The sequence below is a fragment of the Xinfangfangia pollutisoli genome, from assembly GCF_020179405.1.
Classification (GTDB): Bacteria; Pseudomonadota; Alphaproteobacteria; order Rhodobacterales; family Rhodobacteraceae; genus Pseudogemmobacter; species Pseudogemmobacter pollutisoli.
The window spans coordinates 20,900-33,993 of record NZ_JAICBZ010000013.1 but is presented as its reverse complement, the minus strand read 5'-3'; the positions used below and the strand labels follow the sequence as shown (position 1 = coordinate 33,993).

General features: G+C 67.3%; 9 protein-coding genes. 1 reads left to right on the top strand and 8 read right to left on the bottom strand.

What is annotated here, in order from left to right:
* Position 1 precedes the first annotated feature (1 nt).
* Both K1Y73_RS06585 and K1Y73_RS06580 read right to left on the bottom strand, forming a co-directional pair.
* Positions 2–1,174, bottom strand: coding sequence for an FIST N-terminal domain-containing protein (locus K1Y73_RS06585; protein ID WP_404819065.1), 1,173 nt, complete (start codon positions 1,172–1,174; stop codon positions 2–4).
* A 94-nt stretch (positions 1,175–1,268) separates the two neighbouring features.
* A complete protein-coding gene (locus tag K1Y73_RS06580; RefSeq protein WP_225027345.1) occupies positions 1,269–1,955 on the bottom strand; it encodes a response regulator in 687 nt (228 codons plus the stop codon).
* A gap of 235 nt (positions 1,956–2,190) precedes the next feature.
* Here K1Y73_RS06580 and K1Y73_RS06575 point away from each other — a divergent pair, with 235 nt between their 5' ends.
* Positions 2,191–2,661, top strand: a complete 471-nt coding sequence (locus K1Y73_RS06575; protein WP_225027343.1) for a lytic transglycosylase domain-containing protein — start codon at positions 2,191–2,193, stop codon at positions 2,659–2,661.
* A gap of 24 nt (positions 2,662–2,685) precedes the next feature.
* On the opposite strand, the gene K1Y73_RS06570 is transcribed toward K1Y73_RS06575, so the two are convergent.
* From K1Y73_RS06570 to glgB, 6 genes are all read right to left on the bottom strand, one after another.
* Positions 2,686–4,221 (bottom strand): trimethylamine methyltransferase family protein, encoded by a 1,536-nt coding sequence (locus tag K1Y73_RS06570; protein WP_225027341.1) that lies wholly within the window; start codon positions 4,219–4,221, stop codon positions 2,686–2,688.
* Positions 4,222–4,360: 139 nt separating this feature from the next.
* Positions 4,361–6,001 (bottom strand): alpha-D-glucose phosphate-specific phosphoglucomutase, encoded by a 1,641-nt coding sequence (locus K1Y73_RS06565; protein WP_225027339.1) that lies wholly within the window; start codon positions 5,999–6,001, stop codon positions 4,361–4,363.
* Positions 5,998–8,124, bottom strand: a complete 2,127-nt coding sequence (glgX, locus tag K1Y73_RS06560) for a glycogen debranching protein GlgX (RefSeq protein ID WP_318248220.1) — start codon at positions 8,122–8,124, stop codon at positions 5,998–6,000. The genes K1Y73_RS06565 and glgX overlap by 4 nt, the downstream gene beginning before the upstream one ends.
* Entirely contained in the window at positions 8,121–9,548 is a 1,428-nt protein-coding gene (gene glgA, locus K1Y73_RS06555; protein ID WP_225027338.1) for a glycogen synthase GlgA, read from the bottom strand. Before glgA ends, glgX begins: the two co-directional genes overlap by 4 nt.
* A 67-nt stretch (positions 9,549–9,615) precedes the next feature.
* Positions 9,616–10,887, bottom strand: coding sequence for a glucose-1-phosphate adenylyltransferase (gene glgC, locus K1Y73_RS06550; RefSeq protein WP_225027336.1), 1,272 nt, complete (start codon positions 10,885–10,887; stop codon positions 9,616–9,618).
* Positions 10,884–13,094, bottom strand: a complete 2,211-nt coding sequence (gene glgB, locus K1Y73_RS06545; RefSeq protein ID WP_225027334.1) for a 1,4-alpha-glucan branching protein GlgB — start codon at positions 13,092–13,094, stop codon at positions 10,884–10,886. Before glgB ends, glgC begins: the two co-directional genes overlap by 4 nt.

The following is a 13,094-nucleotide window of genomic DNA, read 5'->3' as shown; positions in this document are numbered from 1 at the left end:
CTCAGCCCTGCTCGGCGCCCGGCGGCTGGGCCGAGACCTCGGGCGGATAGATCGCGACGCCGGTCATGGTCTGGTTGACATGCATCGAATTCACCTGCTCGCCATAGGTCGAAAACCCCGCCACGCCATAGTGCCGCAGCAGGGCCGAGACCGCACCATAGCGCTGCTTTTCCTGCGCCTCCATCCGCCGCAGGATGCAGTCGCAGGCCAGAATGGCGGCGGGCGGGCCGGCATCCGACAGGGATTTCAGCGCCGCGTCCAGATGCAGCGCCATGTCCTGCGGCTCGGCCAGCGTCAGCACCAGCCCCTCGTCGATGGCCGAGAAGAACACCAGATCGCCATTCGGCGCCACCTGCTGGATGGCGCGGACATGATGCTTGCCGCCCACCCGCACCACGACCGGATGGGCCGCGAAGGTGAAGCTGGTCAGCTGACCCGGATCCTTGCCCAGCAGCCGCGCATATTCGCGCGCCGCGGGTTCGGCATTGATCTGCCGCACGATGCGCCGGGCCGGGTCGGCCTCGGTCACCACCATGCGCCTTTCGCTGGGGATCAGATGGTCGAAGCTGAACACCCGCACCCGGCAGAGGCTGCGCACCAGCGTCAGCACCGCATGGCCGCGGCGGAACGCGCCGTCGGACAGGACGAACGTTTCGCCGAACCGCGTGCCATCCCCGGCCGAGCCGCCGAACAGCGGCATCGGCCCCAGCCCGGGGCCAAGCGCCGCGGTCAGTTCATCCTCGCGCACCGACAGGCCGTCGACCATCAGGAAGGCGAACTCGCTGTCCCAGCCCGGATGGGCATCGGCCAGTGCGGCCCGGGCGCGGATCATCCGTCCGATCAGCGCCTCGGCCTCGATCCGCGCCAGATCGACCGGCAGGCTTTCGACGGCGAACCACGGCGCGGGCAGGCCGATCGCGACAATTTCGCCCTCGGCATAGCCTTCGGCACCGATCTCGCCCGCGGTGGTGCAGCCCAGAACCCGCGTGGCACCGAACGCCGCCGGCAGGCTGCGCGCCAGGGCCGGAAGATCGGCCAGGGGCGAGACGAACAGGATCACCGCGGCAAAAGGCCCCGGCCCCAGCGCCTGCGCCAGCTGCCGCGCCGCATCGGGCGCCTGCGCGGAACACTGCGCCCGCGGCATGATCGCCTCGGGCACCGGCGGCAGCGCCATCGCCCCGGGTATCGCCGCCTCGCTTGTCATCTTCATCGCCCGCGCCTCCCCTCGCGTCGATCCCCGCAGCCCCGCCCCTGCGGCGGCCGAGGCCTCAGCCGCCCTCGGGCATCAGACTGGCGAAATGCGTCTCGCGCGCAAGAAGAACCGCCTGCGTGCGGCTTTGCACCCCAAGTTTGCGCATGATTGCCGTGACATGCGCCTTCACCGTGGTCTCGGCAATCGACAATTCCCAGGCGATCTGCTTGTTCAGCATCCCCTCGCAGATCAGTTCCAGGATCCGCGCCTGCTGCCGGGTCAGCAAGGCCAGACGCCCGATCGCCTCGTCCCGCGCGCCCGGCCGCGCCTCGGCCCCGCCGTCATAGCCTTCGGGCAGATAGCGCTCGCCCGCGGCGATCCGGTCGATCGCGGCACGAAACACCTCGCGCTTGGCATGTTTCGGCACGAAGCCCGCCGCCCCCGCCGACAGGCAGCCGCGGATCACCCGGTTCTCGGCCAGAGACGACACGACCAGCACCGGCACCGCACCCGCCGCCTGGCGCAGCCGCAAAAGCCCGTCCAGCCCGTCGACATCGGGCAGGTTCAGATCCAGCACGATCAGATCGGGCGCCGCCGCCGCATCCAGCCGCGCCAGCGCCGCATCCAGCCGGTCGGCTGTTTCCACCGCCTCGATCCCGGCGATGGCGCGCAGCGTCATCGCCAGCGCATCGCAATACAGCGGATGATCGTCGACGATCAAAGCCGAGCGGAACGGAGGATGCGGGATCGGGTCGGTCGGCATGGCGGGCCTGAGGCTGGCAAGGGAAGGCTGGCAAGGGAAGGCTGGCAAGGGAAGGCTGGCAAGGATGCGGGCGGGAAACGCGCCGCCACAGTAGCGCGGCCCCGCCCGGCTGAGAAGTGGACGAAAGTGGCAGGTCGGATCGGCCGGCTTCCGCCCGGCCCCGCGCAGACCGCTTGCCCGCGCGCGCGGCGCAGCCTATGGCTGCGACACCGCCCCTTTTCGCCGAGCCCTGCCCATGACCCTGACCCGCCGTGGACTTGTTCTTGCCGCCCTGCCCTTGTGTCTTGCGGCCTGCGGGGCGCGCGCCTCGCGATCGGACGCCTCGTCGCCTTCGGGGCTGCATGCCGGCGAGACGCCCGAGATGCGGGCGCTGATCCGCAAATATGCCGGCGTCCATGACATTCCCGAAAGCCTGCTGCACCGGATGATCCGGCGCGAAAGCGGCTATAATCCGGCGGCGCGGAACGGGCCCTATTACGGGCTGTTGCAGATCCACCCGCGCACTGCCCAGACCATGGGCTACCGGGGCGCGCCCGAGGGGCTGCTGGATGCCGAAACCAACCTGCTTTACGCCGGCAAATATCTGCGCGGCGCCTGGCTTGTGTCGCGCGGCAACCAGGACAGGGCCGAGATGTGGTATGCCAAGGGCTATTATTACGAGGCCAAGCGGCTGGGCCTGCTGGAAGAGACCGGCCTCAGGACCTGACACCCCGCGGCCGGCCGGCGCCGCCTAATACCAGGCATCCGCCATCTCGGCCTTGCGGCGCCCGACAAACTCGGCCAGGCCGTCGGCAATGCCTGCGTCCAGCGCCGGCGGCTCATAATCGCGCAACCGGGCTTTCCAGGCTGCATTCGCGCGCGTCGCCGCATCCTGCGACCCGGCTGCCTCCCATTTCTCGAACGGCTCATTGTCGGCCAGGCCGGAATCCCAGAAGGCGCTTTCGTAATGCGCCATCGTGTGGCTGCAGCCGAAAAAGTGATTGCCCGGGCCCACTTCGGCGAAAGCCTCGACCGCCAGCTGGTCGTCGTCGATCTTCACCCCGTCCAGATAGGAATGCAGCGCCCCGCACAGATCGTCGTCCAGCATGAATTTCTCATAGGACATCGACAGAAGCCCATCCAGGAACCCCGCCGCATGCAGGATGAAATTCGCCCCGCATTGCACCGCCGCCAGCATCGACATCGTGCCCTCGGTCATCGCCTGGGCATCGGGCAGTTTCGAGGTGGTGAAATTGCCCGAACAGCGCAGGGGCAGGTTCAGCCGCCGTGCCAGTTGCCCGACCACCATGCTGCCGATCGCCGGTTCGGGCGTGCCGAAGGTGGGGCTGCCCGAACGCAAGCTCATCGAGGACAGGAAATTGCCGAAGATCACCGGCGCGCCCTTGCGCTCCAGCTGGGTCAGCGCGCAGCCCGCCATGGTCTCGGCCAGGCTTTGCGCGATGCCGCCGGCATTGGTCACCGGCCCCATCGCGCCGCCCAGGATGAAGGGCACCACGACCGCGGCCTGACCCGCCCGCGCATAGGCGCGCAAGCTGCGCGTCATCGTGCCGTCCCAGACCAAAGGCGAATTCACGTTCACATTGCCCAGGATCACGCAATTCGCATCGACGAAATCGCGGCCGAACAGGATCCGGCACATCTCGATACTGTCTTCGCTGCGCTCTTCGGCGGTGACCGAGCCCATGAAGGGCCGGTCCGACAATTCGATATGCGACATCACCATGTCGAGATGGCGCTTGTTCACCGGCACATCGGTCGGCTCGCAGATCGTGCCGCCGGAATGGTGCAGGCTGGGGCTGGACTGGGCCAGGCGGATGAAATTGCGGAAATCCTCCAGCGTGCCAAAGCGGCGGCCGCGGTCCAGATCCATGACGAAGGGGCTGCCATAGGCCGGAGCGAACACCACATTCCGCCCGCCGATCCGCACCGATTTCGCCGGGTTGCGGGCGTGCTGGGTGAATTCCGGGGGCGCATCGCGCAGGATCTCGCGCAGCATGCCCGGCGCAAAGCGCACCCGCAGCCCATCGACCTGCGCCCCGGCCCGCTTCCACAGATCCAGCGCCACCGGATCGTCGCGAAACTCGATCCCGGTCTCGGCCAGGATCCGGTCGGCCGCCGCTTCGATCTTCAGCAGATTCTCTTCGGAAAGAACGTCATAGGTCGGCACGTTGCGGATGATATAGGGCCGGCCCAGCCCCGCGCCCGCGCCTTTCCGGCTGCGTTCCGCCGTCCGTGCCTGCCGCCCGCTGCGCCGCTGCTGATCCATGCCCACCCCCCTGGTTTTGCGCAAGAAAACCATATCCCGCGCCGGGGTGACCCGCCGGATTCGACTCCTGAAGGCCTGAAATCTCCGCCCTCGCGGCCGAAGGGCGCGCAGAGGGGCCTGCCCCCCGCGCGCCGGGCGATCAGGTGATCACGTCGGGGGCGCTGCGGCCGGTGAAGGCCTCGATCCCCGCCACGGCATGCGCTGCGGCAATGATCGGCTGCAGGGCCTGCTGCGGATCCTCGGCCAGCCCCTCGGGGCCAGGCACATAGCGTTCCAGATACAGCCGCAGCGTCGCGCCTTCGGTGCCGGTGCCCGACAGGCGGAACACCGCGCGCGCGCCGCCCGCGAAGATCACCCGCACCCCCTGTTTCGCCGAGACCGAGCCGTCGACCGGATCGGTATAGGCGAAATCATCGGCCGCCTCGACCGTCAGCCCGCCCAGCGTGCTGCCCGGCAGGCCCGCCAGCTTGCCGCGCAGGGCGGCCATCATCGCATCGGCCTTGTCGGTCGGGATCGCCTCGAAATCGTGGCGGCTGTAATAGTTGCGGCCGAACCGGGCCCAATGCCCTTCCAGGATCTGCGCCACGCTTTCGCGCCGCACCGCCAGGATGTTCAGCCACAGCAGCACCGCCCAAAGCCCGTCCTTCTCGCGCACATGGTCCGAGCCGGTGCCGAAGGATTCCTCGCCGCAGAGCGTGGCCTTGCCCGCATCCAGAAGATTGCCGAAGAACTTCCAGCCGGTCGGCGTTTCGAACGCCTCAATCCCCAGCGCCGCCGCCACCCGGTCGGCCGCGGCCGAGGTGGGCATCGACCGTGCCACCCCCTTCAGCCCCGCCGCATAGCCCGGCGCCAGATGGGCATTGGCGGCCAGAACCGCCAGCGAATCCGACGGCGAGACATAGATGCCGCGCCCCACCACCATGTTGCGGTCGCCATCGCCATCCGAGGCGGCGCCGAAATCGGGCGCATCGGGCCCGAACATCTCGTCCATCAGCGCCTTGGCCCAGGTCGGGTTCGGGTCGGGATGCAGGCCGCCGAAATCCGGCAGGGGCGTGCCGTTCACCACCGTGCCCGGCGCCGCCCCCAGCCGCCTTTCCAGGATCTCGACCGCATAGGGGCCGGTCACCGCGCACATCGAATCCATCCGCATGCGGAAGCCGCCGGCAAACAGCGCCCGCAGCGCCGGGAAATCGAAAAGGCTTTCCATCAGCGCGGCATAATCGGCGACCGGATCGACCACATCGACGATCATCTGCCCCAGCATCTGCCGCCCGACCCGCGCCAGATCGACATCCTGCGCCTCGACCAGACGATATTCGGTGATCTCGGTCGTGCGCCGGTAGATCGCCTCGGTCACCGCCTCGGGCGCGGGGCCGCCATTCGGCATGTTGAACTTGACCCCGAAATCCTCATCGGGCCCGCCGGGATTGTGGCTGGCCGACATGATGATGCCGCCATCAGTTTTGTTCAGCCGGATCAGATGGCTGGCCGCCGGGGTCGACAGGATCGCGCCCTGCCCCACGATCACCCGCGCCACCCCGTTGCCCGCCGCCATGCGCAGAATCACCTGCGCCGCGCGGTCGTTGAAATAGCGCCCGTCGCCGCCCAGAACGAAGGTCTTGCCGCGGCCCTGCGCATCGGTGCAGCCCACCACATCGAAGACCGACTGGACGAAATTCTCCAGGTAATGCCGGCCCATGAAGACCGGGGTCTTCTTGCGCAGCCCGCTGGTGCCGGGCTTCTGCCCGGCGATCGGGCTGGTTGCGACCGTGGTGATCATCTTCTGTCTTCCTTTTCCGCTTCGTCCACCGCCCTGAACAGCAGGACCGATTGCGCCGGAGCCTGTTGCAGCGCCGCGCCCTCGGTCAAGTCCGGGCGGGTCGTATCCAGGATCAGCTGCCAGTCGGGCGCCGTGTCTGGCAGGGTCAATGCCACGGCAGGCCCCCGGTTGAACACTGCAAACAGCGCCTCGCGCCCCGATTGCCCGGCCTCGGCCGCCAGGCGCAATTCCACGCACAGGCAGCGGAAGGCCGGATCGTGCCAATCCTGCGGCGACGGTTCCGCCCCGTCGGGCCGATGCCAGATCACATCGCGCAGCCCGTCGGCGGCGCGCAACCCGGCATGCAGGAAGCGGCGCTGGCGCAGGATCGGGTTCTGCCGGCGCAGCCGCGCCAGCCGGCCGATGAAGCCCGCCAGCGCCGGATCGCCCGCGGGCCCGGCCGGATCCCAGTTCAGCCAGCTGATCGCATTGTCCTGGCAATAGGCGTTGTTGTTGCCGCCCTGGCTGTGGCCCAGCTCATCCCCGGCCAGAATCATCGGCACGCCCTGCGACAGGAACAGCGTCGCCAAGAGGTTGCGCTTGCGCAGCGCCCGTGCGGCCAGGATCGCAGGGTCGGTCGAGGGGCCCTCGACCCCCAGATTGTCGGAATGGTTTTCCGAATGCCCGTCGCGATTGTCTTCGCCATTGGCCCAGTTCCGCTTGACCGTATAGCTGACCAGATCCTCCAGCGTGAACCCGTCATGCGCGGTGATGAAATTCACCGACGAGGTCGCCGCCCGGCCCGAATGGTCGAACCGTTCGGCACTGCCGGTCAGCCGCGCCGCCAGATCGGCGGTCAGCCCGGCATCGCCGCGCCAGAACCGCCGCACCCCGTCGCGGAACCTGTCATTCCATTCGACGAACGGATGCGGAAAGCCGCCCAGCTGATAGCCGCCCGGCCCGATATCCCAGGGCTCGGCGATCAGCTTCACCTGGGCCAGCACCGGATCCTGCCGGATCGCATCGAAGAACCCGCCATCGCGGTCAAAGCCCTGCGCCTCGCGCCCCAGAACCGTGCCCAGATCGAAACGGAACCCGTCGATATGGCAGCACTCCACCCAGTAGCGCAGCGAATCCATCACCATCCGCAACACCATCGGATGGGCCAGGTTCAGCGTGTTGCCGGTGCCGGTGTCGTTCACATAGGCCCGCCCGCCCTCGGACAGCCGGTAGTAGCTGGCATTGTCGAGGCCGCGAAACGACAGGGTCGGGCCCCATTGATCGCCCTCGGCCGAATGGTTGTAGACCACATCCAGGATCACCTCGATCCCGGCCGAATGCAGCCGCCGCACCATGGTCTGCAGATCGCGCAATCCGCCGCGGCCCAGATAGCGCGGCTCGGGCGCGAAAAAGCCAAGCGTGTTGTAGCCCCAGTAATTCGTCAGGCCCTTCTGCACCACGAAACGTTCGTCGACGAAGGCATGGATCGGCAGCAGTTCCACCGCCGTCACGCCCAGGCGCAGGAAATGGTCGATCATCGCGTCCGAGGCCAGGCCCTGCACGGTGCCGCGCTGGGCGCGGGGCACGCCCGGATGGCTGATCGTCAGGCCGCGCACATGCGCCTCATAGATCACCGTATCGGCGCGCAGCCGCTGCGGCGGCTGGTCATTGCCCCAGGAAAAGGCCGGATCGACGACCACCGCCTTCGGCACCGCGAAGGCGCTGTCGCGGCTGTCGAAGGACAGATCGCCCTTGGTGGCGCCGATCCGATAGCCCATCAGCGCATCCGACCATTTCAGCCGCCCCTCCAGCGCGCGGGCATAGGGATCGAGAAGCAGCTTGTTGGGGTTGAACCTGTGGCCGCGCTCGGGCGCATAGGGGCCATGGACGCGGTAGCCATAGACCGCGCCCGCCGACAGACCGCCGACATGGACATGCCAGATATCGCCGTCCCGGTCGCGCAGCGGCACGCGAAACCGCTCGCGCCGGCCGTCCGAGCTGAACAGGCACAGTTCGATCTTCTCGGCATGGGCCGAGAAGACGGCGAAATTCACCCCATGGCCGGTCAGGCTGGCCCCCATCGGCCAGGGCCGCCCCGGGCTAAGGCTGTGCGAGCCCAAGGCAAGCTCGGGCGGGCGGCTCACGCGGTCAGGCCTTCGTACAGCGCCGCATAGGCCTGGGCCGAGGTCTCCCAGCCGACCGGCTGGGTCATGGCGTTCTTCACCAGCTTCGCCCAGGTCTTGCGGTCGGCATGCAGCGCGACCAGCCGGCGCAGGGCTTGCGACAAAGCCAGCGCATCGGTGGGCGCGAAGGTCACCCCCGTCGCCGCCCCGCGCGCCAGCGCCGCGGGTGAGGCGTTGATCACCGTATCGGCCAGCCCCCCCACCGCGGCCACGACCGGGATCGTGCCATAGCGCAGCCCATACATCTGCGTCAGCCCGCAGGGTTCAAAGCGCGAGGGCACCAGAACCGCATCGCCGCCCTGAAACAGCCGATGGCTCAGCCCCTCGTCATAGCCGATCTTCACCGCGACCCGGCCGGGGAAGCGATGCGCCAGGCTTTGCATCGCGCCTTCCAGCTCGGCATGGCCGGTGCCCAGCACGATCACCCCGCCGCCGGCCGCAATGAATTCGGGCAGCGCCTCGGGCAGAAGATCGATGCCCTTCTGATCGGTCAACCGGCTGACCACGATCGCCAGCGGGCCCGGCACATCGACGCCGAATTCGGCGCAAAGGGCGGCCCGCGCCGCCAGTTTGCCCGCAGGCGCCTTGGCCGAATAGGCATGCGCGGGCTCGGCCTCGGGCGACCAGACCGCGGTATCGACGCCGTTCAGGATGCCTTCCACCACCGAGGCCCGCTCGACGATCACGCCTTGCAGCCCCATGCCGAATTCCGGCCGCATCAGTTCGGCCGCATAGGTGGGCGAGACGGTGGTGATCCGGTCGGCGGTGACGAGCCCCGCCTTCAGCGCCGAAATCCCGCCGTAATACTCCAAAGCATGCGAGTTGAAGGCGCTGCCCGGCAGGCGCAGGTCGGTCAGAAGCGTCGCGGGCGCCCAGCCCTGGAAGGCGATGTTATGCACCGTCATGACCGAGCCCGCCGTGCCGCCGCCATGATAGGCCATATAGGCCGGCGCCAGACCCGCCTGCCAGTCATGCGCATGCACGATATCGGGCAGCCAGCCTTCGACCCCCTCGCGCGCGAAGCGTGCCGCGATCCAGCTGAGTGCTGCAAAGCGCTGCGGATTGTCGGGCCAGTCGCCGCCCGCCCCGGCATAGGGCCCGCCTGCCCGGTCATAAAGATGCGGCGCATCCAGGGCCAGGATCTGCAGCCCGGCGATCTCGCCCAGGTAAACCCGCCCCTCGCCGCCCCAAAGATCCTCTTCCCACCAGACCTCGGACCAGCCCTCGATCAGCGGGCGCAGCGCCCGATAGGCCGGGATCAGCACGCGCATGTCCCAGCCCAAAGGCGCCAGCGCCGCCGGCAGCGCGCCCACCACATCGGCCAGCCCGCCCGTTTTCACCAGCGGCACGCATTCCGAGGCCACAGACAAGACCCGTCCGCTCATCCCCGCCCCTTTCCGATCTTCATCCGTCCCAAAACACTCCGGGGGCGCGGCCCGCGCCCGGCCATCGTCACGCCCGCGCCTTCGCCCGTGAATCCAGCATCGCCTGGGTGATCAGCACGATGCCGCTTTCGGTCCGCCGGAACCATTTCGCATCTTCCTCCGGGTCTTCGCCGACGACCAGCCCTTCGGGAATCGTCACGCCCGAGTCGATCACGCAATTCCTTAATTCCGCCTTGCGATTGACCACCACCCGCGGCAGCACCACCACATGTTCGAGGCTAGAGAAACTGTGGGTCCGCACCCCGGTGAACAGCAGCGAATTGCGCACTTCCGTGCCCGAGACGATGCAATCGCCCGCCACAAGCGAGGAAATCGCCGAGCCGCGCCGGCCATCTTCGTCATGGATGAACTTCGCCGGCGGGACCAGTTCGGAATAGGTCCAGATCGGCCAGGAATTGTCGTAAAGATCCAGCTTCGGCACGAAATCGGTCAGGTCGATATTGGCCTGCCAGAAGGCGTCGATCGTGCCCACATCGCGCCAATAGGGCTCGTCCTCCAGCCCCGAGGTCACGCAACTGTCGGCAAAGCGATGCGCCATGGCCTTGCCCTGCTTCACGATCATCGGGATCAGGTCATTGCCGAAATCATGGCTGGAATTGCCATCCACCATGTCGCGCAACAATAGATCGCGCAGGAAGGCCCAGTCGAAGACATAGATCCCCATCGAGGCCAGCGCATTGCCCGGATCGCCCGGAATGCCCGGCGGATCCTTCGGCTTTTCCAGAAACTCGGTGACGCGCAGATCCTTGTCGACCGCCATGACCCCAAAGGCCGAGGCCTCGGCCCGCGGCACGGTCAGGCAGCCGATCGTCACATCGGCGCCGGTCTCGACATGCTGCTTCAGCATCACCTCGTAATCCATCTTGTAGATGTGATCCCCGGCCAGGATCACCACATAGAGGATGTTGTAACTGTCGATGATGTCGATGTTCTGCGCCACTGCATCCGCCGTTCCGCGATACCAGTTCACCTCGTCCATCCGCTGGCTGGCGGGCAGCACGTCCAGATATTCGTTGCGCTCGGCGCGGAAGAAGTTCCAGCCGCGCTGGACATGGCGGATCAGGCTGTGCGCCTTGTATTGCGTGGCGATCGCCATCTTGCGGATGCCGGAATTCAGCGCATTCGACAGGGCGAAGTCGATGATCCGTGTCTTGCCGCCGAAATAGACCGCCGGTTTCGCCCGCCGGTCGGTCAGCTCTTTCAACCGGCTGCCGCGGCCGCCGGCCAGGACGAAGGCCATGGCCTGGGACGACAACCTGGTATTCGCGCGTGCCTTCATCTTCCCCTCCCCGTTGCAGAACCGGCGCCGGGCGCCTCCTCCTGCATGAACCAGACTGCCGACAGCGGCGGCAGCGTTACAATGGCCGATTGCGCATGTCCTTGATGTGAAACAGGTTCGGTGGATATCCCCCCCAGATTGCCACGGTTTCCGCCGCCGTAACATGCCGCATCGGTGTTCAGCATCTCGGTCCAGCGCCCCTCCGCCGGCAGGCCCAGCCGATAGCGCCGCTCGACCGGGGTCATGTTCAGCGCCACCGCCACCATCGGATCGGCCGCGCCGCCCTTGCGCAGATAGGCGAAGACCCCGGCCTCGGCATCATCGGCCTCGATCCAGTCGAACCCCTCGGGCCGGCAGTCATTGACATGCAGCGCCGGCGTCGCGCGGTAGAGATGGTTCAGATCGCGCACCAGGGCCTGCACGCCGCGATGCTGCGGCAGGTCCAGCTGATGCCAGTCCAGGCTTTGATTGTGGTTCCATTCGGCGCCCTGGGCGAAGTCCTGGCCCATGAACAGCAGCTTCTTGCCGGGATGCGACCACATGAAACCGTAAAAGGCGCGCAGGTTTGCGAACTTCTGTTCACCATCGCCGGGCATCTTGCCCAGCATCGAGCCCTTGCCATGCACGACCTCGTCATGGCTGATCGGCAGGATGAAGTTTTCCGACCAGGCATAGACCAGGCCGAAGGTCATCTGGCTGTGGTGATATTTCCGGTGGATCGGGTCGTGCGCCATATAGGACAGGACATCGTTCATCCAGCCCATGTTCCATTTGAACCCAAAGCCCAACCCGCCCCAGTCCACCGGCCGCGACACGCCGGGAAAGGCGGTGCTTTCCTCGGCCACCGTCATCACCCCGGGGCATTCGCCATAGGCGGTGACATTCATCGCCTGCAGCATGGCGATGGCCTCGTAATTCTCGCGCCCGCCGTCGCGGTTCGGGATCCATTCGCCCGGTTTGCGGCTGTAATCGCGATAGAGCATCGAGGCCACGGCATCGACGCGCAGCCCGTCGACATGGTATTCCTCCAGCCAATACAAGGCGTTGGAGACGAGGTAGTTTTTTACCTCGCTGCGGCCGTAATTGTAGATCAGGGTGTTCCAGTCCTGATGAAAGCCTTCGCGCGGGTCGGCATGTTCATAAAGCGCGGTGCCGTCGAACTGCGCCAGACCATGGGCATCGCTGGGGAAATGCCCGGGCACCCAGTCCAGGATCACCCCCAGCCCCCGCCTGTGCGCCGCATCGACGAAGGCGCGGAATTCGCTGGGCGTGCCATGGCGGATCGTCGGCGCGAACAGGCCCACTGGCTGGTAACCCCAGCTGCCATCGAACGGGTATTCGGAAACCGGCAGGCATTCGATATGGGTAAAGCCCATATCGGCGACATAATCGACCAGTTGTTCGGCAAACTCGGGGTAAGACAGCATCCGCCCGCCCGGCGCCCGCCGCCAGGACCCAAGATGCACCTCGTAGATCGAGATCGGCGCCTCGCGGGAATTGCGCTGCGCGCGGCCGGCCATCCAGTCCTGATCGCCGAACGTGCCGCCGATCTGCCGCACGACGCTGGCCGTGGCGGGCGGATGCTCGGACCCGAAGCCCACCGGATCGGCCTTCAACGGCAGAAGCGCGCCGCCCGGCCCGCGGATTTCGTATTTGTAGACCGTGCCCTCGGCCAATCCGGGCAGGAAGATCTCCCACACGCCGGTCGGGCCGCGCCGGCGCATCGGATGGCGGCGGCCGTCCCAAAGGTTGAAATCCCCCACGACCGAGACCCGCTGGGCATTGGGCGCCCAGACCGCGAAATGCACGCCGTCCACGCCCTCATGGGTGATGCAATGCGCGCCCAGCACCTGCCACAGACGCCGATGCGTGCCCTCGCCCAGCAGATATTCGTCCATCTCGCCCAGAACCGGGCCGAAGCGGAACGGATCGTCGAACCGCCATTCGGCCCCATGCCCCTGCGCGCGGAGGGCATAGGCGGCCTTGCGCGGCATCAGATGGGTGAACAGGCCCGGCACGCCCGGATCGGCCTCGGCCTCGGCCTCTTTCCGGCCGGTGATCACGAACAATCGTTCGGCGCCGGGCACGAAGGCCGCCACCCGCCAGCCGCCCGGCACTTTCTGCGGGCCCAGAATGGCGAAAGGATCGCCATGCCGTCCCTCGGCAATCGCCCGTGCCGCCTCCGGTTCCAGCGCAGCTGCGCCCAT